The organism is Rhodococcus sp. OK611, from assembly GCF_003050885.1.
Taxonomy (GTDB): domain Bacteria; phylum Actinomycetota; class Actinomycetes; order Mycobacteriales; family Mycobacteriaceae; genus Rhodococcus_G; species Rhodococcus_G oryzae.
This window is the reverse complement of record NZ_QAOZ01000019.1, coordinates 18,900-41,710: the sequence shown is the minus strand read 5'-3', so window position 1 is coordinate 41,710 and position 22,811 is coordinate 18,900. Positions and strand designations below refer to the sequence as shown.

Annotated in this window: 17 protein-coding genes; 11 read left to right on the top strand and 6 right to left on the bottom strand. The window is 69.5% G+C overall.

Translation table 11 applies throughout. The annotated features are described in order from the left end of the window. Positions 1-4: 4 nt before the first annotated feature. On the bottom strand, positions 5-1,627 hold the full coding sequence (locus C8K38_RS22265) for an MFS transporter (RefSeq protein WP_108168846.1): 1,623 nt from the start codon (positions 1,625-1,627) through the stop codon (positions 5-7). 133 nt (positions 1,628-1,760) lie between these two features. Between C8K38_RS22265 and C8K38_RS22260 the strand changes: the two genes are divergently transcribed. From C8K38_RS22260 to C8K38_RS22250, 3 genes are all read left to right on the top strand, one after another. Further along, complete coding sequence (locus C8K38_RS22260) at positions 1,761-2,411, top strand: TetR/AcrR family transcriptional regulator (protein WP_097213576.1); 651 nt, start codon at positions 1,761-1,763, stop codon at positions 2,409-2,411. Positions 2,412-2,421: 10 nt separating this feature from the next. Then, complete coding sequence (gene gatB / locus C8K38_RS22255; RefSeq protein ID WP_097213661.1) at positions 2,422-3,942, top strand: Asp-tRNA(Asn)/Glu-tRNA(Gln) amidotransferase subunit GatB; 1,521 nt, start codon at positions 2,422-2,424, stop codon at positions 3,940-3,942. 62 nt (positions 3,943-4,004) lie between these two features. Then, a complete protein-coding gene (locus C8K38_RS22250; protein WP_097213575.1) occupies positions 4,005-5,216 on the top strand; it encodes a cation:proton antiporter in 1,212 nt (403 codons plus the stop codon). 64 nt (positions 5,217-5,280) lie between these two features. On the opposite strand, the gene C8K38_RS22245 is transcribed toward C8K38_RS22250, so the two are convergent. Beyond that, positions 5,281-6,420, bottom strand: coding sequence for a PQQ-dependent sugar dehydrogenase (locus tag C8K38_RS22245; protein WP_097213574.1), 1,140 nt, complete (start codon positions 6,418-6,420; stop codon positions 5,281-5,283). A 98-nt stretch (positions 6,421-6,518) separates the two neighbouring features. Here C8K38_RS22245 and C8K38_RS22240 point away from each other — a divergent pair, with 98 nt between their 5' ends. Next, positions 6,519-7,355, top strand: a complete 837-nt coding sequence (locus tag C8K38_RS22240) for a DoxX family protein (RefSeq protein WP_257017721.1) — start codon at positions 6,519-6,521, stop codon at positions 7,353-7,355. A 28-nt stretch (positions 7,356-7,383) separates the two neighbouring features. On the opposite strand, the gene C8K38_RS22235 is transcribed toward C8K38_RS22240, so the two are convergent. Further along, positions 7,384-8,916: an amino acid permease gene (locus tag C8K38_RS22235; protein WP_097213573.1), complete on the bottom strand. Its 1,533-nt coding sequence runs from the start codon at positions 8,914-8,916 to the stop codon at positions 7,384-7,386. Between the two features lie 422 nt (positions 8,917-9,338). On the opposite strand from C8K38_RS22235, the gene C8K38_RS22230 reads away from it, so the two are divergent. Then, positions 9,339-10,358 (top strand): Glu/Leu/Phe/Val dehydrogenase family protein, encoded by a 1,020-nt coding sequence (locus C8K38_RS22230; RefSeq protein WP_257017720.1) that lies wholly within the window; start codon positions 9,339-9,341, stop codon positions 10,356-10,358. A gap of 98 nt (positions 10,359-10,456) precedes the next feature. Here C8K38_RS22230 and ilvD read toward each other — a convergent pair whose 3' ends face one another. Together ilvD and C8K38_RS22220 are read right to left on the bottom strand one after the other, a co-directional pair. Further along, complete coding sequence (ilvD, locus tag C8K38_RS22225; RefSeq protein WP_097213571.1) at positions 10,457-12,298, bottom strand: dihydroxy-acid dehydratase; 1,842 nt, start codon at positions 12,296-12,298, stop codon at positions 10,457-10,459. Between the two features lie 143 nt (positions 12,299-12,441). After that, positions 12,442-12,966 carry a PH domain-containing protein gene (locus C8K38_RS22220; protein WP_257017719.1) on the bottom strand — a complete coding sequence of 175 codons (525 nt, stop codon included), beginning with the start codon at positions 12,964-12,966 and terminating at the stop codon, positions 12,442-12,444. 259 nt (positions 12,967-13,225) lie between these two features. Between C8K38_RS22220 and C8K38_RS22215 the strand changes: the two genes are divergently transcribed. From C8K38_RS22215 to C8K38_RS22190, 6 genes are all read left to right on the top strand, one after another. Beyond that, the gene (locus tag C8K38_RS22215; RefSeq protein WP_097213570.1) at positions 13,226-15,178 is read left to right on the top strand and encodes an acetolactate synthase large subunit; all 1,953 of its coding nucleotides are present in this window, start codon (positions 13,226-13,228) and stop codon (positions 15,176-15,178) included. Further along, entirely contained in the window at positions 15,175-15,678 is a 504-nt protein-coding gene (ilvN, locus tag C8K38_RS22210) for an acetolactate synthase small subunit (protein WP_027499209.1), read from the top strand. Before C8K38_RS22215 ends, ilvN begins: the two co-directional genes overlap by 4 nt. Positions 15,679-15,742: 64 nt before the next feature. Then, entirely contained in the window at positions 15,743-16,744 is a 1,002-nt protein-coding gene (gene ilvC / locus C8K38_RS22205) for a ketol-acid reductoisomerase (RefSeq protein WP_179800683.1), read from the top strand. A 153-nt stretch (positions 16,745-16,897) separates the two neighbouring features. Beyond that, the gene (locus C8K38_RS22200; protein WP_097213569.1) at positions 16,898-18,592 is read left to right on the top strand and encodes a SulP family inorganic anion transporter; all 1,695 of its coding nucleotides are present in this window, start codon (positions 16,898-16,900) and stop codon (positions 18,590-18,592) included. A 165-nt stretch (positions 18,593-18,757) separates the two neighbouring features. Continuing rightward, on the top strand, positions 18,758-20,350 hold the full coding sequence (gene serA / locus C8K38_RS22195; protein ID WP_097213568.1) for a phosphoglycerate dehydrogenase: 1,593 nt from the start codon (positions 18,758-18,760) through the stop codon (positions 20,348-20,350). A 30-nt stretch (positions 20,351-20,380) separates the two neighbouring features. Continuing rightward, complete coding sequence (locus C8K38_RS22190; RefSeq protein ID WP_077041169.1) at positions 20,381-21,394, top strand: 3-isopropylmalate dehydrogenase; 1,014 nt, start codon at positions 20,381-20,383, stop codon at positions 21,392-21,394. A 75-nt stretch (positions 21,395-21,469) separates the two neighbouring features. Here the strand turns inward: C8K38_RS22190 and C8K38_RS22185 are convergent, their stop codons facing one another. After that, a complete protein-coding gene (locus tag C8K38_RS22185) occupies positions 21,470-22,684 on the bottom strand; it encodes an MFS transporter (protein WP_181320864.1) in 1,215 nt (404 codons plus the stop codon). Positions 22,685-22,811 lie beyond the last annotated feature (127 nt).

The window sequence follows — 22,811 nt, the reverse complement described above, 5'->3', positions numbered from 1 at the left end:
CGGGTCAGCGCCGCCCGATCCGCAGCAGCACGAAGACCGCGAGGGTGGCCACGGCCGCGATCGCCGAACTCGTCGCCATGACGGCGTCCAGTCCCTGCGCGGTCGCCCCGCGTGCCAGTTCGGACAGCGCGGGCACCGCGGCCGCGAACTGATCGGGGACGAACTCGATGACCCGTTGTCCGGCACCGGAACCGAGTGCCTCGGTGATCATGTCGGCCTGCTCGTCCGGGACGGAGACGGTCATCGTCCCGACGGTCAGCGAGGCGAGCCCGGCACCCGCCTCGGCGGCGACCGCGTGCGAGAAGACCGCGCCGAGGCCGGCCACCCCGACCACGATGCCGACCTGGCGGGCGGTGTTGACCGCGCCCGTGGCCATGCCTGCCCGGTCCACCTCGACGAAGGTCAGCGCGGACTGCGAGGCGATCACGGTGACCGCGCCGAGTCCGGCGCCGCCGAGGATCGACCCGGCGATGTAGTGCGTCCACGTGGTGGACGCGTCCGCACCGGTGCACAGCCACAGGCCAGCCGCGACGACCCCCATCGAGACCGGCAGCGACCACCTCGCGGGCAGGCGGTCGTGCAGCACGGCGATCGGCGGGGCGACGACGAGCGCGGACAGGGTGAGCGGCAGGGCCCGCAGACCCGCCTGGAACGGGTCGTGGCCGAGTGTGTTGATGAAGTACAGCGCCAGGAAATTCGTTGCGGCGACGAGTGTTCCGGCTCCGGCGAAGGCCGCGAGCGCGTTTGCCGCGAAGGCGGGCCGGACGACCAGGCGAAGGTCCAGCATCGGGTGTGCGGCACGTAGCTCCCAGGCGATGAAGGCGAGCAGTCCGGCGATCGAGGTGGCGCCGAGGGCGATCACCCGCGTGGACGACCAGCCCCACTCGTTGCCCTCGATCAGCGCCAGCACCCCGGACAGGAGCGCGAGGGTGAGCAGCCCTGTACCCGCCCAGTCCGCGGGCGCCGCACTGTCCGCACGGGATTCGGTGACGTACCGGTACGCCAACGCCACCGCGGCGATGCCGATGGGAACGTTGATCAGGAAGATCCACTCCCAGCCGATCGCCGTGACGAGGGCCCCGCCGACCAGGGGACCGGCGGCGGTCGCCGATGCCATCACCGCGCCGTAGATGCCGATCGCCCTTGCCCGCTTCATCGGATCGGGGAAGGCGACGGCAACGAGGGGCAGGGAGACGCCGAACAGCAGCGCCGCGCCGACGCCCTGGACCGCCCGCACCACGTTGAGTGTCACGATGTCGCCCGCGAGCGCGCAGCCGAGCGAGGTGAGCGTGAAGATCGACATGCCCGCGATGTAGAGGCGGCGTCGGCCGAGTCGGTCGCCGAGGGTGGCCGCGGTCAGCAGCAGCGCCGCGACCGGCAGCGTGTAGGCGTCGACCACCCACTGCAGTCCGCTGAGGGAGGCGTCGAGGGAGGACTGGATGTTGGCCAGCGCGGCCGCGACGATCGTCATGTCCAGCATCAGCATGAACATCCCGATGCAGACCGTGATCAGCGTGGCGGTCGGATGGGCGGCGGTCGACTCCGCGGTGGCCTCCGCTGGCGACTGCTTGCAGGTCGCTCGAGACAGCCGGTCGGAAATGTCGGTGAGCGAGCCGGTACCGGCCATCGGTCCTCCTCTGCGGACGCGCCGTGCCGGATCGGGTAGCGCTACGGGTGTAAATTAACAGTCGTAGCCCTACGGGTGTCAATGCGGAACGCCCGGCCCGGGTCGGCTGACCCCCGCGACTAAGGTGGCTCGCGTGATTTCGACGAGGAAGAAGACCCAGCGCACGCCGTCCAGGCGGGGCGCGGGCGAGTCGCTGCGAACGGACATCCTCGCGGCAGCCGCGGAGATGCTCGGTGAGACCGGCGACGTCGACGCGGTGTCGCTGCGCGGCGTCGCCAGGCGCGTCGGCGTCACACCGACCTCCATCTATCTGCACTTCGCCGATCGCGAGGAGCTCCACCTGGCGGTGAAGCAGCTCCGGTTCGAGGAGTTCGCCGCCGTGCTGCAGGCGGCCGCCGAGGAGGCGGGGGAGGACCCGGGCGCTCGGCTGCGGGCGATGGGGCACGCCTACGTCGGCTATGGGCTGGCCAATCCCGGTCACTACCGGGTGCTGTTCGTCTCCAACCTGCGTCATCAGGCCGGCGAGAGGATGGCCGACTCGCACGCGCACCGCGCCATCCGGCTCATCACCGAGGAGGTGGGGCGATACCTGGACCTGCCTGCGGACGCGAAGGAGACGGTGCTGCTCGGGATGCACCTGTGGAGCGCGACGCACGGCATGGTGGCGCTGAGGCTCGCGCAAACCCGTTATCCGCACGCGGATGCGGCCCGCGATGCCTGGCCGGATGCGCACGAGCAGATCGACAACCTGGCCGACCTGCTGCTGCCGAAGCGGGGCGCATAAACTCGTGACCATGACTGCAGCCGGCCGGGTGGCGACAAGTACTGACCTTCTCGATTACGACGAGGTGCTCGCCCGCTTCGAGCCCGTCATGGGCATGGAGGTGCACGTCGAGCTGCACACCGCGACGAAGATGTTCTGCCCGTGCCCCACGACCTTCGGTGCCGAGCCCAACACCCAGGTGTGCCCGGTCTGTCTGGGCCTTCCGGGCTCGCTGCCGGTGGTCAACCAGTCGGCTGTCGAGTCCGCCATCCGCATCGGTCTGGCGCTGAACTGCTCGATCACCCCGTGGGGCCGCTTCGCCAGGAAGAACTACTTCTACCCGGATCAGCCGAAGAACTACCAGATCTCGCAGTACGACGAGCCGATCGCCACCGAGGGCTACCTCGACGTGGTGCTCGACGACGGCACCACCTGGCGGGTCGAGATCGAGCGCGCGCACATGGAGGAGGACACCGGTAAGTCGCTGCACGTCGGCGGCGCCACCGGCCGGATCCACGGCGCCAGCCACTCGCTGCTCGACTACAACCGCGCAGGCGTCCCGCTGGTGGAGATCGTCACCAAGACCATCTCCGGTGCGGGCGAGCGCGCCCCCGAGGTCGCCCGCGCGTACGTCACCGCGCTGCGTGATCTGCTCAAGTCGCTCGACGTCTCCGACGTCCGGATGGACCAGGGGTCGATGCGGTGCGACGCCAACATCTCGCTGATGGCGATCGGCGCCAAGGAGTTCGGCACCCGCACCGAGACCAAGAACGTCAACTCCCTCAAGAGCGTCGAGGTGGCCGTCCGCTACGAGATGCGCCGCCAGGCCGCCGTGCTCAGCTCGGGCGGTGAGGTCATCCAGGAGACCCGGCACTTCCAGGAGGCCGACGGCACCACCTCCGCCGGGCGCCGCAAGGAGACCGCGGAGGACTACCGGTACTTCCCGGAGCCGGACCTCGAGCCCGTCGCCCCGAGAGCAGAGTGGGTCGAGGAGCTGCGCGGCACGCTGCCCGAGCTGCCGTGGATCCGCCGCGCCCGCATCCAGGCCGACTGGGGCGTCTCCGACGAGGAGATGCGCGACCTGGTGAACTCCGGTGCGCTGGAACTGGTCATCGCGACCACCGAGGCAGGCGCGCCCGCGGACGCGGCCCGCTCGTGGTGGGTGGCGTACCTCTCGCAGCAGGCGAACACCCGTGGCGTGGCGCTGGCCGAGCTGCCGATCACCCCGGCCCAGCTCGCGCGGATCATCGCGCTCGTCGCCGACGGCACACTGGCGAACAAGCAGGCGCGGCAGGCCGTCGACGGTGTGCTGGCAGGCGAGGGCGAGCCGGACGAGGTCGTGGCGAAGCGGGAACTCGCCGTGATGCGCGACGACTCGGCGCTGCAGGCCGCGGTCGACGCCGCGCTCGCCGCGAACCCGGACATCGCCGAGAAGATCCGCGCGGGCAAGGTTGCGGCGGCAGGCAAGATCGTCGGCGACGTCATGAAGGCGACCCGGGGCCAGGCAGACCCGGCTCAGGTCAAGGACCTGGTCATCGCGGCCTGCTCCTGAGCCGACACACGGCGTGAGGGTCCTGTCGTCGATGGTGGTCCCCGTCTAGCAGAATCAGGCGGGTGCCCTCAGTTTCCGCTTCGTTCTTCTGGATAGCGCTCTGCGCCGTCATCGCTCCGCTGGTCGCCGGGCTGGTGCCACGCAAGCTGGTGCCGGAGGTCGTGCTGCTGCTGATCGCGGGCGTCATCGTCGGGCCGCACGTGCTCGACCTCGCGGTCATGGGCAGCGAGATCGACCTGCTCCGCGAGCTCGGCCTCGGCATGCTTTTCCTGCTCGCCGGCTACGAGATCAACACCAGTGAGCTGACCGGTCGGGGCGGGCGTCGGGCGCTGATCACCTGGCTGTCCTGCCTGGTGCTGGCCTTCGTGGTGGTCGGGTTGCTCGGCCTCACCGGCGCGATCAATGCGGAGATCGCGGTGGCCATCGCCCTGACCTCCACGGCGCTGGGCACGCTGTTGCCGATCCTCAAGGACAGCGGCATGCTCGGAACCCGCTTGGGCCGAACCGTTCTCAACCACGGCGCCTTCGGTGAGCTCGGCCCGGTGATCGCGATGGCGATCCTGCTGAGCTCGCGGAGTGCGGGCGCGTCGCTGGTCGTGCTGGCGGCGTTCGCGGCGGCTGCGGTCGGGGTCGCGTTCATCCCCGCGGGCCTGCGCCGCGAGGGCTCGAAGCTGGCCTCGATCATCCGGCTGGGCTCCGAGACCACCGCCCAGACGACCGTGCGGCTGACGATCCTGCTGTTGGTCACGCTGATCGCGGTCGCGACGATCTTCGACCTCGACATCATCCTTGGCGCCTTCGCCGCGGGCTTCATCCTGCGCCGCGCGATGCCGTCGGGCGACGAGAAGCTGGAGGCGAAGTTGGACGGGCTGGCCTTCGGGCTGCTCATCCCGATCTTCTTCGTCACCTCGGGCATGGCGATCGACGTCAAGGCCGTGGCCGCTGCGCCGGGCATCCTGCTCGCGTTCCTGGTGCTGATCCTGTTGGTGCGCGGGCTGCCTGTGTTCTTCGCCGAACGCTTCGACCGGGGTCCGGAGCTCAAGGATCCGCAGCCGACCGTGCGGGAGCGGGGGCAGGTTGCGCTGTACGCCGCGACCGGTCTGCCGCTGATCGTCGCGGTGACGGGGGTCGCGGTGAACGCCGGACAGATGACCGAGTCGAACGCCTCGATCCTGGTCGCCGCGGGCGCGATCACCGTGCTGGTGTTGCCGCTGTCCGCTTCGCTGCTCGCGCCGAAGGCGCCGAAGAAGGTCCCGGCCCCCGCCACCGGCTAGCGCCGAGTGTGCACCTGCCGGCGGGTGTTCTCGGCCGATGCCCCGGCAGCTGCACACTCGACGGTCAGTCGAAGCCGCCGCCGCCCTGCGGTGCGGGGATCTTGACCACCCGGTCATCGGTCGGGCCGCCGGGATGGCCGTCGGCCTTGTTGACGGTCGAGACCCAGATCGTGTTCTCGGCCCCGAGCGCGGCCGCGCCCAGCCGGCCGTACCGGTCCTGGGCGATCAGCGACGGCGCCGCGGTCACGGCGCCGGTCTGCGGATCGGTGTCGAGCAGCGCGAGTGCCCGGCCCTCGGTCAGCGCGATGGCGACCGACCCGCCGCCCGCCGTGCAGCCTGCGACGCCGGGCCGGTCCGGCCAGGTCCAGACCGGGACGCCTGCCGCGCCGTTCGGCGCGACCTTCTGCAGTCGGTCCTCGAGCGGGGTTCGGTCGGTCACCCAGATGTTCTGGTCGGTCGGGTCCACGCAGACATCGCCCGCGCCGCCGATGCCCGACAGCGCGACCTGGGGGAAGGGCTGTGACCCGGGGGGCCCGGGCGTCAGCGCGGTCACGCGGAGCAGCTTTCCGGCCAGTGAGCCGGGATCGGTTGCGGCGGAGGGGTTTCCGGCGTCGCCGGTGAGTACCAGTAGTTCATTGGGGCCTGCGAAGGTCAGGGCTCCGGTGTTGCCGACGGATCCGCGCGGGATACCGGTCAGGACGTCCTTGGGCACATCGCCCGGTGCGACCCGCACCACCCGGTTGTCGCCGGGGGTGGAGACATAGGCGTACACCAGGTTGTCTTCGACGAAGGTCGGCGACAGCGCGACATCGAGCAGGCCACCGTCGGTGGAGCCGTCGACGTCGAGTCGGGCGAACTCCTCGGTGGGCTTGCCGGGGGTGACGCGGAGGATGCGGCCGGTGCGGCGCTCGGTGACCAGCGCCGAATCGCCGCCGGGCAGCATGACCATGCCGCCGGTGGTGTCGAGGCAGGTCGCAACGACGGCGGGGTCGGGGTCGATGCAGGGCGCCGGTTCGACGGTCGGGAGGGGCTCGCGGGGGCTGGTCGGGGGTGTGCCGGGCGGTCGGGGCCGGAGCTCGCCGCCGGCGTCGAACGTCGGCGCGGGGGTGAACGGGCTCGTTGCCGAGTCGTCGAACCGGGCACAGCCCGCCACCGCGACGACGATCGACACGGCCGCCAACACCCTGACCCGACTTGCTCCCATGACTGCAAACGGTACGGAATCCGGTGCGGGCGGCGCCACGGCGGCCCGGTGCGGCGCGCCGGAGCGCGTATCTGCCGCTCGCCCTTACGCTGTCCATCGTGACAGCGAAGCAGCAAGGGAACCCGGACCGCGACGGCGCCGATGGCACCGCCTCCAGTCCGTTCGACCTGCCGACCGAGCAACTTCCCACCTCCGCCGGCGGCGCGCTGCCCGTATCGGACGACGACCTCGGGCTGATGCCCACCGAGCAGATCCCGACCTACCGGGGCAGTTCGGTCGATGAGGTGTATCCCACGGACGAGGTGTATCCCACCGAGGAACTGCGGTTCGCCGATCCGTCCGAGCCTGCCGTTGTGTCGGCATTCACCTCGCCCGTCCAGCAGGCGATGCCGGAGACGATCGCGCCGGAGACGCCGTCCGGGCGAGGCACGCTCGACCTCGGCCTGCTCGTCCTCCGGGTCGGGCTCGGGACGGTCGCGCTGTTCCACGGGCTGCAGAAACTGTTCGGCTGGTGGAACGGCCCCGGACTCGACGGCTTCGAGACGACGCTCCTCGATGCCGGCTTCGAGCAGGCCCGACTGCTCTCGATCCTCACCGCGGTCGGTGAGGTCGCGGCAGGCGCCCTCCTGATCATCGGTCTTGTGACGCCGCTGGCCGGCGCCGCGGTGCTCGCGGTGCTGATCAACGCGTGGTGCGTTCGCCAGGTGGCCGAGCCGGGACTGCAGTTCTTCGCACCGTCCGGCGTCGAGCACGAGACGATGCTGGTCGCCGCGGCCGTCGCGGTGGTGTTGACCGGCCCCGGCCGGTTCTCGCTGGACGGTGGCCGGAAGTGGGCGACCAGGCCGCACATCGGTTCCTTCGTCGCGCTGATCCTCGGCGTCGCGGCAGGCGTCTGCCTCTGGATCTTCTTCAACGGGGCGAACCCCCTGATCTGAGTGATCAGGGGGTTCGCGATCGGGGCGGTCAGGCGGTGACCGTCTCCAGCTGCTCCTCCGGGGGCGGTGTGGACTGGGCGGCGAGCCGCTGGCCGAGCACCGACTTGCGCTTGCCGTAGGCGAAGTAGATCACCACGCCGATCGCCATCCAGACCAGGAACCGGATCCAGGTCTCCACGGACAGGTTCAGCATCAGCCACCCGCAGGCCAGCACCGCGAGGATCGGCACGAGGGGAACCAGCGGGACCCGGAATCCGCGCGGCAGGTCGGGTCGCGTCTTGCGCAGCACCACGACCCCGATGCAGACCAGGACGAAGGCGAACAGGGTGCCGATGTTGACCATCTCCTCGAGGGTCCCCATCGGGAAGAAGGCGGCGAGCAGCGCCACGATCACGCCGACCACGACGGTGATCCGAACGGGGGTGCCCTTGGTGCCGGTCTTGGCGAGACCGCGCGGCATCAGCCCGTCCCGCGACATCGCGAACAACACCCGGGTCTGGCCGAGCATCATGACCATGACGACGGTCGTCAGTCCGGCGAGGCCACCGAAGTTGATCACCCACTGAGCCCAGGTGATCCCGTGCGCCTCGAATGCGGTCGCGAGGGTGGCGCTGCTGTCGCCGACGAGCGGGCTGCCGGTCTTCAGGTCGGTGTACTTGACCATGCCGGTCAGGACCAGGGTCACCGCGACGTACAGGACGGTGACGATGGCGAGCGAACCGAGAATGCCGCGGGGGAGCGCCTTCTGCGGGTTCTTGGTCTCCTCGGCGGTGGTGGCAACGACGTCGAACCCGATGAACGCGAAGAACACGAGGCTGGCCGCGGCGAGCAGGCCGTACCAGCCGTAGCTGCTGCCGTCGGCGCCGGTGAGGAACGAGAACAGGGTCTGGTGGATGCCGCTGGCCGTGCTGGCCGCGCCCTCGGCCGGCGGGATGTACGGGGAGTAGTTGTCCTTGTTGATGTAGAACGCGCCGACCACGATGACGAGCAGGACCACGGCGATCTTGATGGCGGTGATGATGGCCGACACCCGCGAGGACACCTTGGTACCGATGGCGAGCACGGTGGTGATCGCGCCGATGATCAGCAGGGCGCCCCAGTCGAAGTCGATCGGGCCGAGATGCGCGGTGGTCGAACCGCTGGCTCCGAGCACGTTCCCCAGATACAGCGACCATCCCTTGGCGACAACTGCCGACGCGAGCGCGAACTCGAGGATGAGGTCCCATCCGATGATCCAGGCGACGAACTCGCCGAACGTCGCATAGGAGAAGGTGTACGCGCTGCCTGCGACCGGGACGGTGGAGGCGAACTCGGCATAACAGAGGGCCGCGAGCCCGCACGCGATGGCGGCGAGGACGAAGGCGAGCGAGATGGACGGCCCTGCGACGTTGCCTGCCGTCCTCGCGGTGAGGGTGAAGATGCCCGCCCCGATGACCACGGCGACGCCGAAGACGGTCAGGTCCCAGGCGGTCAGCTCTTTGCGTAGGCGGGTACCGGGTTCATCGGTATCTGATATCGACTGTTCGACGGACTTGGTGCGCCAAATACCGACTCCGGGCATGGATGGGCTCCTTGGTTGACTCCCGATGACCTTGTGGGTCGCCGGGTGGGGGCTGTGCTTGACCGGATGTGATCTGTGTCTCATCGGCGTGAAGAGAGAACCACCTGTGAACCCGATGCGCAACACCCGATCGCTCGATGGCGCATCCTGCTCAGCTGCGCGCCGAATCGCTCGGGCGAACTGCGCGATGTGCACACCTGGTTTAGGCCGATTCGCCAATTCTGCTGCCTTGGCCCGTGATCGCGACCCCGGGGTCGCCGTGCGCGGAACAGGCAACGGCTTGACATCCGTGTGACGCGCCTTACAGTTCATGCCGGGCAGGTACTCCGCCCGTCGCGGCCACAAGTGCCGTAACTCTCTGTCCCGCAACGGATCAGCCCCACAAGGGTGTCATCTGTCGTGGGCTGACCTCAGGAGCAGTAGTGAGCGCCATCAATTCCCTGGCCGAGCAGGACTTCGAGCAGCTGTCGATCCAGCGCGTGGAGAACGGGCTCGCCAGCATCATCGCCGTGCACGACACCACCCTCGGGCCCGCGCTCGGGGGAGTCCGGATCCGCCAGTACGAATCCGACGATGCGGCCGCGGCGGACGCGATGCGCCTCGCACGCGCGATGACCTACAAGGCGGCGCTCGCCGGCCTGGCGCTCGGCGGCGGGAAGAGTGTGATCAACGCCGATCCCCGCAGCCAGAAGACGCGTTCGCTCCTGGAGGCGCACGGCAGGCACATTGGGCTGCTCGGTGGCCGCTACATCCCCGGCGCCGACATGGGCACCGGACCCGCGGACCTGAAGGTGATCGCGGAGCACGCCCCCCGGGTCTCCAGCGACGGCCGCGATCCCTCGCCGTACACGGCCAGGGGAGTGGTCGCCTCGATCTCGGCGGTCGCCGACCATCTGGGGCGCGACGGCGTCGACGGGCTGCGGGTAGCCGTGCAGGGTGCCGGCAACGTCGGCCTCGGGATCGTCGAGCTCCTCTCCGCGGCCGGGGCCACGGTGCTGGTGGCCGACCCCGATCCGGAGCGGGTGCGGCTCGCGGTGGAAGGTTTTGGTGCGCAGGCGAGTTCGCTGGACGAGATCCTGCAGACCGACGTCGATGTGGTCTGCCCCGCGGGTCCGGGTCTGGTGATCGACGAGCGTGCAGTCGACCGGCTCAAGGCGGTGGCGCTGGTCGGAGCGGCCAACAACATGCTCGCCTCGCAGGCCGCGGGTGACGCGCTGACCGCCCGCGGCATCGTGCACGTCCCGGATTTCGTGTCGAACGCGGGCGGCCTGATCTCCTGCGACGCCGAGGTGAACGGGCTGACGGACTTCGTCGGCAAGGTGGACCGGATTGCGGACGTGGTGATGGAGATCCTCGACCGGGCCCGGGTGACCGGGGTGGACACCTCCACCGCCGCGATCGAGCTGGCCGAGCGGCGGATCGCGGAGGTCCGCGCGGCCTGAGCCGGGGCAAGAGCGGGAGCATCCCGCCGATACGACAGCGCCCCTGCGGTTCCGGGCATTCCCGGCACCGCAGGGGCGCTGTCTGTGAACGGTCAGGACTACGGCACGTAGCGAACGGCACCCTTGTCCGCGGAGGTCGCCAGCGCCGCGTAGGCACGCAGCGCGGTGGTGACGGTGCGCTGGCGGTCGACCGGCTGCCACGGACGCTCGGACGCCTCCATCTTGGCGCGGCGCTCGGCGAGCACGGCGTCGTCGACGAGGATCTCGAGGGTCCGGGTCGCGACGTCGATACGGACCTGGTCGCCGTTCTCCACCAGGCCGATCACGCCGCCCGCCGCGGCCTCAGGGGAGATGTGCCCGATGGACAGGCCGGAGGTGCCGCCGGAGAAGCGGCCGTCGGTGATGAGCGCGCACTCCTTGCCGAGGCCCGCACCCTTGAGGAATGCGGTGGGGTGCAGCATTTCCTGCATGCCCGGTCCGCCCTTGGGGCCCTCGTAGCGGACCACGAGGACGTCGCCGGACTTGATCTTCTTCTGCAGGATCACCGAGACGGCCTCCTCTTGCGATTCGACGACGAGCGCCGGACCCTGGAAGGAGAACAGCTCCTCGTCGATGCCCGCGGTCTTGAGGATGGCGCCGTCCAGCGCGATGTTGCCGCGCAGCACCACGAGTCCGCCCTCGACGGTGTACGCGTGCTCCTTGTCCCGGATGCACCCGCCTGCGGCGTCGGTGTCCAGCGCGCTCCAGCGGTTGGACGTGGAGAACGGCTCGGTGGTGCGGACCCCGCCCGGTGCGGCGTGGAAGAGCTCGATCGCCTCGTCGGTTGCCTTGCCGGAGCGGATGTCCCAGTCGTCGAGCCACTGGTCGAAGCTCTTGGTGTGGACTGTGGAGACATCGGTCTCGAGCAGGTTCGCGCGACGCAGCTCGCCGAGCAGTGCGGGGATTCCGCCTGCCCGGTGCACGTCCTCCATGTGGTAATCGGAGTTGGGTGAGACCTTCGACAGGCACGGCACCAGGCGGCTGATCTCGTCGATGGTGTCGAGGTCGAAGTCGACCTCGCCCTCCTGGGCGGCGGCGAGGGTGTGCAGGACCGTGTTGGTCGAGCCGCCCATCGCGACGTCGAGGGCCATCGCGTTGCGGAACGCCTTGGGGGTGGCGATGTTCCGGGGGAGCACCGACTCGTCCTCGTCGCGGTAGTACTTGAGCGCGGCCTCGACGACCGTGGTGCCCGCGCGGGAGAACAGCGCGCGGCGGGCCTCGTGGGTGGCCAGGGTGGAGCCGTTGCCGGGCAGCGCAAGGCCGAGTGCCTCGGTGAGGCAGTTCATCGAGTTCGCCGTGAACATGCCGGAGCAGGAGCCACACGTCGGGCAGGCGCTGCGCTCGACCTCGTCGAGGCCTTCCTCGGACACCGCGTCGTTCGCGGATGCCGAGATGGCGGTGATCAGGTCGGTGGGGGCCTGCGCGACGCCGCCGACGACGACGGCCTTGCCTGCCTCCATCGGACCGCCCGAGACGAAGACGGTCGGGATGTTCAGGCGCATCGCGGCATTGAGCATGCCGGGGGTGATCTTGTCGCAGTTGGAGATGCAGACGAGGGCGTCGGCGGTGTGTGCGTTCGCCATGTACTCGACCGAGTCGGCGATGATCTCGCGGCTGGGCAGCGAGTAGAGCATGCCGCCGTGGCCCATCGCGATGCCGTCGTCCACCGCGATGGTGTGGAACTCGCGGGGCACGCCGCCCGCGGCGCGCACGGCCTCGGCCACGATCTCGCCGACGTCCTTGAGGTGCACGTGCCCGGGGACGAACTGGGTGTACGAGTTCGCGATCGCGACGATCGGCTTGCCGAAATCGGAGTCCGTCATTCCGGTGGCGCGCCACAGGGCGCGGGCTCCGGCGGCATTGCGTCCGACGGTGGTGGTGCGGGACCTCAACGGGGGCATAGGACTGTCCTTAATCGTCGAACTGCGAACGTTGCCGTGACTCGAGCGGCTCCGGCGGGCTGGGCCGGTGGGCGGGTCCTCGGCATGGGGTTGCTGCCGTCGGCGCCCTGGCGTCGAGTGTCCGTAGCAACGCTACTCGCGGGCTATTTCGTTCCCGGATCCGACTCCGTGCCGGACTCGGTCTCGTCATTCTCTGCGGCGGCCCTCTCGGCAGCGGCCTTCTCGCGGGCCGCGCGATCCGCGGCCGCGTAGGGGTCGGTCACCCGGCCGCCGCTGGCCGCCGCGATCTGGGGGAGCCGGCCGAAGGTGACCACGGGCAGGCTCACCTCGCGGCCGTCGGTCAGGTCGGCGCGCGCCCATCCGCGCTTGGGGAAGCGGAAGCCCTTGATCTGGCGCCACTCGATGTTCTCGGTGGAGAACATCCGGCGCAGGCGCAGTCCCTCGGCGGTGACCGTGGTCCGTACCCGCAGCATCCACCAGGCGACCGCGACCGGGATCAGCAGCAGGAGCAGAAGGGGGACCGGCTTGGTGAGCACGACCGGGCTCAGGCAGATCGCCAGCAGGCCAACCGCGAGGAGTCCGAGCTTCGAGATGTGTATGGACTGCTCGATCGGTTCGGCGGTGTGCGAGGATGAGTTCGGTGGCACGGGCTGCGATGAGGATGACACCGCACCATCCTTGCATTGCGGTCAGCGCTTCTCACATTCTGGGACAGCCGACTCACCAAGTTGACTGTTCACCCTTGACGCGCCTACCTTCGAGCGCGTGAAGCAGAATGAGTTGCTCGTAATCGGCCGGCGCGTCGCCGCCTGAGTCGATTTCGTCAACTCACAAGCACGACGCGCCACCCTCGTACAGCAAGATTGCTGACGGGGGTTTTTTCTTGCCCGGAGCCAGCTTGAACCGTCAAGACCAGAGGATTATGCAGTGAGCGCACCAACCGCACGGCCGCAGCCCACGCCGCGCAAGTCGGGGGGAACGGGTCAGCCCAGCCCCGCGGCAGCGCCGGCCGCCCAACCCGGTACCCGCCGTCAAGTCGCCCCCGAGCGAGTGACCGGCGCCCAGTCCGTGGTTCGGGCCCTCGAGGAGCTCGAGGTCGACACTGTATTCGGCATCCCCGGCGGCGCCGTTCTGCCCGTCTACGACCCGCTCTTCGACTCGAAGAAGGTTCGGCACGTCCTCGTCCGGCACGAGCAGGGAGCCGGACACGCCGCGACCGGATACGCCCAGGCCACCGGCAAGGTCGGCGTCTGCATGGCGACCTCCGGCCCCGGCGCCACCAACCTGGTGACCCCGATCGCCGACGCGCAGATGGACTCGGTCCCGATCGTCGCGATCACCGGCCAGGTCGGTCGCAGCCTGATCGGCACCGACGCCTTCCAGGAGGCCGACATCTCCGGCATCACCATGCCGGTGACCAAGCACAACTTCCTGATCACCGACGGCGCTGACATCCCGCGGATCATGGCGGAGGCCTTCTACCTGGCGGCCTCCGGTCGTCCCGGTGCCGTCCTCGTCGACATCCCGAAGGACGTGCTGCAGGCGCAGACCACGTTCTCGTGGCCGCCGGAGATGCACCTGCCCGGCTACCGCCCGGTGAGCAAGCCGCACGGTAAGCAGGTCCGCGAGGCGGCCCGGCTGATCGCCGAGTCGAAGGCGCCGGTGCTCTACGTCGGTGGCGGTGTCATCAAGGCCGACGCGTCCGCCGAGCTGCTCGAGCTCGCGGAACTGACCGGCATCCCCGTCGTGACGACGCTGATGGCCCGCGGCGCGTTCCCCGACAGCCACCAGCTGCACTGCGGCATGCCGGGTATGCACGGCACCGTCGCGGCGGTCGGCGCGCTGCAGAAGAGCGACCTGCTGATCACCCTCGGCGCGCGTTTCGACGACCGGGTGACCGGTCAGCTCGACTCGTTCGCACCCGACGCCAAGGTCATCCACGCCGACATCGACCCGGCCGAGATCGGTAAGAACCGGTACGCGGACGTCCCGATCGTCGGTGACTGCGGCGAGGTGATCACCGAGCTGATCGAGGCGATCAAGGCGGATCAGGCCACCGGGACCACCCTCGACTACGTCGAGTGGTGGTCGTACCTGGACGGTCTGCGCGACACCTACCCGCTGGCCTACGGCAAGCCGTCGGACGGCGCGCTGTCCCCTGAGTACGTGATCGAGGCGGTCGGCAGGCTCGCGGGCCCGGACGCGATCTACTGCGCGGGCGTCGGCCAGCACCAGATGTGGGCGGCGCAGTTCGTCAAGTACGAGAAGCCGCGCACCTGGCTCAACTCCGGCGGCCTCGGCACCATGGGTTACGCGGTGCCAGCCGCGATGGGCGCCAAGATGGGCATGCCGGACAAGGAAGTCTGGGCCATCGACGGTGACGGCTGCTTCCAGATGACCAACCAGGAGCTCGCGACCTGCGCGGTCGAGGGCGTGCCGATCAAGGTCGCGCTGGTCAACAACGGCAACCTCGGCATGGTGCGGCAGTGGCAGACGCTGTTCTACGACCAGCGCTACTCCAACACCAACCTCGGCACCCACGGCGCGATCCGGATCCCGGACTTCGTCAAGCTCGCCGAGGCGTTGGGCTGCCACGGCATCCGCGTCGAGCGCGAGGAGGACGTCGAGGCTGCGATCCGCGAGGCGCAGTCCATCAACGACAAGCCGGTGGTGATCGACTTCATCGTCGGCGCCGACGCCCAGGTGTGGCCGATGGTGGCCGCGGGCACCAGCAACGACGAGATCCAGGCGGCGCGGGGCATCCGGCCGTTGTTCGACGACGACGAGGCCGTCAACGAGCCCGCCGTCATCCACGAGGCCATGGAGCGCGAGCAGCAGTCCGGCCAGGCCGCTGCCGCCGCAAGGGAGGACAACCAGTGAGCACCAGCCACACCCTCAGCGTTCTCGTCGAGGACAAGCCGGGAGTGTTGGCCAGGGTGGCCGCGCTGTTCTCGCGCAGGGGCTTCAACATCGAGTCCCTCGCGGTCGGGGGGACCGAACTCCCCGACGTTTCCCGCATGACCATCGTCGTGACCGTCGACGAGTTCCCGCTCGAGCAGGTGACCAAGCAGCTCAACAAGCTGATCAACGTGCTCAAGATCGTCGAGCAGGACACCGAGGCCTCGGTGGCCCGCGAGCTCGTGCTGATCAAGGTGCGGGCCGACGCCAGCGTTCGGACGCAGGTCCTCGAGACGGTGAACCTGTTCCGCGCCAAGGTGATCGACGTCTCGCCCGAGTCGGTGACCATCGAGGCGACCGGCACCCGGTCGAAGCTCGACGCGCTGCTGCGGATGCTCGATCCCTACGGGATCCGGGAGATCGTGCAGTCCGGTGTCGTGGCTGTCGGCCGTGGGCCGAAGTCCATCACCGCGGCCCGCTAGTACTTTCTATTCACGAATCAAGTCTTCAGATAACCGAGGAGAGGTAATACCAGTGGCAGTCGAGATGTTCTACGACGATGACGCCGACCTGTCGATCATCCAGGGCCGCAAGGTCGCTGTGATCGGCTACGGCAGCCAGGGACACGCGCATTCGCTCAGCCTGCGTGATTCGGGCGTCGATGTGCGCATCGGCCTGAAGGAGGGTTCGAAGTCTCGGGCCAAGGCCGAGGAGCAGGGCCTGACCGTCGGCACGCCCGCCGAGGTCGCCGAGTGGGCAGACGTGATCATGGTGCTGGCACCCGACACCGCGCAGGCGTCGATCTTCACCAACGACATCGAGCCGAACCTCAAGGACGGCGACGCGCTGTTCTTCGGGCACGGCCTGAACATCCACTTCGACCTGATCAAGGCCCCGGAGTTCGTCACCGTCGGCATGGTCGCCCCGAAGGGCCCCGGCCACCTGGTGCGCCGTCAGTTCGTCGACGGCAAGGGCGTTCCCGCCCTCATCGCCGTCGACCAGGACCCGAAGGGCGAGGGCCAGGCCCTGGCGCTGTCCTACGCCAAGGCGATCGGTGGCACCCGCGCCGGCGTCATCAAGACCACCTTCAAGGAAGAGACCGAGACGGACCTCTTCGGCGAGCAGGCCGTGCTCTGCGGCGGCACCGAGGAGCTCGTCAAGACGGGCTTCGAGGTCATGGTCGAGGCCGGCTACGCGCCCGAGATGGCGTACTTCGAGGTTCTGCACGAGCTCAAGCTGATCGTCGACCTCATGTACGAGGGCGGCATCGCGCGCATGAACTACTCGGTGTCCGACACCGCCGAGTTCGGTGGCTACCTCTCCGGCCCGCGCGTCATCGACGCAGGCACCAAGGACCGCATGAAGGCGATCCTGGCCGACATCCAGTCCGGCGAGTTCACCCGTCGGCTGGTCGCCAACGTCGAGAACGGCAACACCGAGCTCGAGGGCCTGCGCAAGGCCAACGCCGAGCACCCGATCGAGGTCACCGGCAAGAAGCTGCGCGACCTGATGAGCTGGGTCGATCGCCCGATCACCGAAACCGCTTAGGCGGCTGCGCCACCCGTGAGTCCTTTTGGTCCCGTAGGGGGCCGAAAAGACTCACGGGGCGCGAAGCGCATTTCGGGGCCCGATGTCACCCCGTGACAGTGCAGACTGTCACGGAGGGCATCGGGCCCTTGCGTTGTCCGGGGTAGGTGATGGATGGCACGACAATCGTCCCTTGGGTCATGGCTTCCTGGTGTCGAGGTCGCCCGCCGATACGAGCGGTCCTGGTTGCGCCCCGACCTCACCGCCGGGGTCGCGCTCACCGCGCTGCTGATCCCCGCGGGCATGGGGTACGCCGAGGCGGCAGGCCTGCCCCCGGAGACCGGCCTATACGCCACCATCGTGCCGCTGCTCGTCTACGCACTGGTCGGGCCCTCGAAGATCCTGGTGCTCGGCCCCGATTCCTCGCTCGCCCCGATCATCGGCGCGGCCGTACTGCCGCTCGCCGCAGGAGATCCTGACCGGGCCGTCGCCCTCGCCGGACTGCTCGCGATCCTGATGGGCCTGATCCTGGTCGCCGGTGGCCTGCTGAACCTGGGCTTCGTCACGGACCTGCTGTCCAAACCGATTCGGCTCGGCTACCTCAACGGCATCGCCCTTGTCGTGGTCGTCAGCCAGATACCGAAGCTGCTCGGCTTCTCCGTCGACGGCGTCAACCTCATCGACGAGGCCCGCAACACCGTTGTCGCGATCGCCGACGGCGAGATCGACCCGACCGCCGCCGCGTTCGGCATCGGGGGCATCGCGGTCATCCTGGCCTTCAAGCTGCTGCACAGCCGCATCCCCGGTGTGCTGGTCGCGGTGGTTGGCGCGATCATCCTGGCCTACGTCCTGGGTCTGCAGGACGACCTCCCGATGGTCGGCGCGCTGCCGCAGGGCCTGCCTGCACCCGCGCTCGGTGGGCTGGCCTGGTCCGACGTCGCCGACCTGATCGTCCCGGCCGCGGGCATCGCGCTGATCGCGTTCGCCGACACCGGGGTGCTCTCGCGCACCTTCGCGGCGCGGCGCGGCGAGAGTGTCAACGGCAGCATCGAGATGCGCGCGATCGGGACCGCCAACGTGGCCAGCGGGCTGCTCGGCGGATTCCCGATGTCCGCGAGCTCCTCGCGCACCCCGGTCGCCGAACAGAACGGTGCCAAGACCCAGCTCGTCGGGGTGGTCGGTGCGCTGGCCATCGTGCTGTTCATCCTCGTCGCGCCCGGCGTCACCGGTTACCTGCCGTCGGCGGTGCTGGCGTCGGTGGTGATCGTGGCGGCGACCTCGCTGGTGGACGTCCGCGGGATGGTGGCGATGTGGCGGATGAGCAAGGTGGAGGCGTCCCTGGCGATCGCCGCGTTCCTCGGCGTCGCGCTGGTCGGGGTGCTGGAGGGCATCGTGGTGGCGATCGCCCTGTCCTTCGTGGCCGTCGTCGTGCACGCGTGGCAGCCGTACCGTGCGGAACTGGTGGTGGTACCCGACCTCGACGGCTACCACGACCTCGCCAGGCACCCCGAGGGCCACCGGATCCCGGGCCTGGTCATCGCGCGGTTCGACGCACAGCTCTTCTTCGCGAACGGTGCGCTGTTCGATGACTACGTGCGGGGGCTCGTCACCGACGCGCCCGATCCGGTCCGATGGGTGGTGATCGCCTCGGAGCCGTTGACCGGGCTCGACACCACGGCGGTGGACGAACTGGTGGAGCTCGACCAGTACCTGGACAGCCACGGGGTGCGACTGGTCTTCGCCGAGATGAAGGGACCGGTGAAGGATCGGCTGATCCTGTTCGGGGTCGGCGACCGTTTCGGCCACGACAGGTTCTATCCGACCCTCGACGCCGCGGTGGAGGCGTTCGAGGCCGGCCGCTCCGGCTGAGTGATCCGTCCCACGAGGTGTCCACTATCTGGTATCGGCGCACCCAGGGTGCCGAAACCCGGGGGCCCGCACACTAAGCTGTCTTCGGTCACGGCCTCACGTGGGCGCCCGAGGCGGCGCCGGGCCGCGGACGATCCGCCCGACACCTAACACAGGAGTTCACTCGTGAGCCAGCCAGGCCGTCCCGTTGTTCTGATCGCAGACAAGCTCGCGCCGTCCACGGTCGAGGCGCTCGGCGATGGCGTGGAAGTGCGCTGGGTCGACGGTCCCGACCGTCCCGCCCTGCTGGCCGCCGTCCCCGAGGCCGACGCGATCCTGGTCCGCTCGGCGACCACCGTCGACGCGGACGTCCTCGCCGCGGGCACCAAGCTGAAGATCGTCGGCCGTGCAGGCGTCGGCCTGGACAACGTCGACATCCCGGCCGCCACCGAGCGCGGCGTGATGGTCGTCAACGCGCCGACCTCGAACATCCACACCGCAGCCGAGCACGCCGTCGCCCTGCTGCTGGCCACCGCGCGCCAGATCCCGGCCGCCGACCGCACCCTCCGCGAGAAGACCTGGAAGCGTTCGAGCTTCAACGGCACCGAGATCCTCGGCAAGACGGTCGGCGTCGTCGGCCTCGGCCGGATCGGGCAGCTGTTCGCGCAGCGCCTCGCGGCGTTCGAGACCCACGTCATCGCGTACGACCCCTACCTGCCCGCGGCCCGCGCCGCGCAGCTCGGCATCGAGCTCGTCGACATCGACGAGCTGGTCAAGCGCTCGGACTTCATCTCCGTGCACCTGCCGAAGACCAAGGAGACCGCCGGCCTGATCAACGCCGAGCGTCTCGCCACTGCCAAGGACGGGCTGATCATCGTCAACGCCGCCCGCGGCGGCCTGATCGACGAGGATGCGCTGTACGACGCGCTCGTCTCCGGCAAGGTCCGCGCCGCGGGCCTGGACGTGTTCAACACCGAGCCGTGCACCGACTCGAAGCTGTTCGACCTCGACAACGTCGTCGTCACCCCGCACCTCGGCGCGTCCACCTCGGAGGCCCAGGACCGCGCGGGCACCGACGTCGCCAAGAGCGTGCTGCTCGCGCTGGCGGGCGAGTTCGTGCCCGAGGCCGTCAACGTCTCCGGTGGCCCGGTCGGCGAGGAGGTCGCGCCGTGGCTCGACCTGGTCCGCAAGCTCGGTCTGCTCGCGGGCACCCTCTCCCCGGAGGCCGTGCAGAACATCCAGGTCATCGTCAGCGGTGAGCTGTCGGCGGAGAACGTCGAGATCCTCGGCCTTGCCGCGCTGCGCGGACTCTTCTCGGCCAGCAGCGACGAGCCGGTCACCTTCGTCAACGCGCCCGCGCTCGCCGAGCAGCGTGGCGTGAGCGTCGAGGTCGACAAGCACAGCGAGGCGCTCACGCACCGCAGCGCGGTCGAGGTGCGGGCCGTCGCGGCCGACGGCACCGTCACCGCCGTCGCGGGCGCGCTGACCGGCCTGCAGCAGATCGAGAAGATCGTCAACGTCAACGGTCGCAGCTTCGACCTGCGCGCCGAGGGCCACAACATCGTCGTGCACTACCAGGATCGTCCGGGCGTGCTCGGCACCCTCGGCACTGTGCTCGGCAACGCAGGCATCGACATCCAGGCCGCGGCGTTGAGCCAGGACGTGGAGGGCGAGGGCGCCACCGTCATCCTGCGCGTGGACCGCGTGGTCGGCGATGCCGAGGTCGCGGAGGTCGTCGCCCAGCTCGACGCCCGCGTGGCCCAGGTCGACCTGTCCTGATTTCGTCTCTGCGAGGAAGTGGGTAAGTACATGAAGCTTGCAGTCATTCCCGGCGACGGCATCGGGGTCGAGGTCACGGCAGAGGCGCTCAAGGTGCTGCGCAAGTTGGTCCCCGACCTGCAGACCACCGAGTACGACCTCGGTGCGACGCGCTACAACGCGACCGGTGAACTGCTGCCGGACGCGGAGCTCGCGCAGATTCGCGAGCACGACGCGATCCTGCTCGGCGCGATCGGCGACCCGCGCCTGGTCGGCCCCGGCATCCTCGAGCGTGGCCTGCTGCTGAACATGCGGTTCCAGCTCGATCACCATGTGAACCTGCGTCCGTCGCGGCTGTACCCGGGCGCGACGTCGCCGCTGGCAGCCAACCCGGACATCGATTTCGTGGTGGTGCGCGAGGGCACCGAGGGCCCGTACACCGGCAACGGCGGCGCCATCCGCGTCGGGACGCCGCACGAGATCGCCACCGAGGTGTCGATCAACACGTGGTTCGGTGCCGAGCGCGTCGTCCGCTACGCCTTCGAGCTGGCGCAGACGCGGCGCAAGCACCTCACGCTGATCCACAAGACCAACGTGCTCTCCAACGCGGGCGCGATCTGGTCTCGTGCGGTGGAGACCGTCGGTGCCGAGTACCCGGACGTCGAGACCGCGTACTGCCACATCGACGCCGCCACCATCTACATGGTCAGCGACCCGTCGCGCTTCGACGTGATCGTCACCGACAACCTGTTCGGCGACATCATCACCGACCTGGCAGGCGCGGTCACCGGTGGTATCGGTCTCTCGGCGTCCGGCAACATCGACGCCTCGGGCACCAACCCGTCGATGTTCGAGCCCGTGCACGGCTCGGCTCCTGACATCGCGGGTAAGGGCATCGCCGATCCCACCGCCGCGATCCTGTCGGTGGCACTGATGCTGCGTCACCTCGGGCGCGAGGAGGATGCGGCCCGCGTCGAGCAGGCCGTCGAGGCCGATCTCGCGGCCCGCGGTGACGGTCCGATCAAGACCTCCGAGGTCGGCGACCGCATCGCCGCGAGCCTCTAGGCTCGGCGAAAACTCCGTAGTAGCACTCCGCCCGCGAACCGAAAGGTTCGCGGGCGGAGTGCGTTCGGGGTTGGTTCACGTCGATGTCGGCGGGTCGGCGGGGACCAGCGGGGCGGCGGCCAGCGGTAGCGCGGCGGCGAGCGCGAAGGCGGCAGGAAAGCCGAGAGTCCCGATCACCGCGCCGAACACCGGCGGCACGAACGCGGCAACCAGGAACTGGCCGGTGTTCTGGGCGCCGAGGGCCCTGCCGCTCCAATACGGGCCCGCGATCTCCGCAACCGCGGTGAAGGCGAGTCCGTTGTCGGCCACCGTGATCACCGAGGCCACCACCATCAGGGCGACGGAGATCGGCGAGTCGAGCCAGTCCGTGATCGCCAGCGCCGCCATGGACAGCGCCGCGGCGACCGCGACGGTCCGCAGCGGGCCCATCCGGCTGCCGACCCGGTCCGACCAGATCCCCGCGCCGATCCGGCCAAGCGCGCCCAGCAGCTGGGTCGCGGTGATGAGGATGCCCGCCGACGCCGCCGACCAGTGCTGGTCGGTGATCAGCCAGACCGGGACGAAGGTCCACACCAGGTACTGCGGCACCACCAGCACCGCGGAGACCGAGTGGATTCGCCACAGCACGCTCTGGTTCCGGTACGGGTTGGCCAACAGGCCCTGCGACGACGCGGCCGCGCGGCTGGGTCGCGGTGGGTCGACCACGAACACCAGGCAGGCCAGTGCGGCGACCGCGCAGATGATCGCGGGCACGGCCAGCGCCCAGCCGATCCCGTGGTCGGCGGCCAGGTTCGGGACGGTCAGCGCGGCCACCGCAACCCCGAGGGGCAGTGCCATCTGGCGCACGCCCATCGCGAATCCGCGCCGGTGCGGCGGGAACCAGCCCACCACAACCCGCCCGCTGGCGGCGTTGGCACTCGAGGCGGCCACACCGCCGAGGAACAGGAACACCCCCAGTGCCAGGAAGGACGCGCTCAGTGCGGCGGCCGCGGCAGTCGCGAGGGCGGCGGCGCCGAGTCCGATGGCCAGCACCCGGCGTTCGCCGATCCGGTCGACCACCACACCCCACGCGAACAGGCTGACGAGGAAGCCGACCGTCGGGGCGGCCGCGATCAGCCCGGCGCGGGCCAGGCTCATGCCCTGCGCGTCGTGCAGGGTCGGGATGAGGAAGGCGGGCGCGTTGGCGAATACGCCGCCCGCAGCCTGGGCGAGGACACCGAGGCCGAGCATGGACCACCGCCTGGGCGCGGTGATCTGCGGATCCTGTCTGTTCTGTTCCTGAACACTCATGCAAGCCGTCCCAAGATGTGGAATGAGAATCTTATACAATGGAATTTGAGATCGAGTGTATCGCGCCGTTCCCGGCCGCGCGCCACGGGCGGACGCGGGGGTCCGGTGGCGGCCGATAGACTGCCGC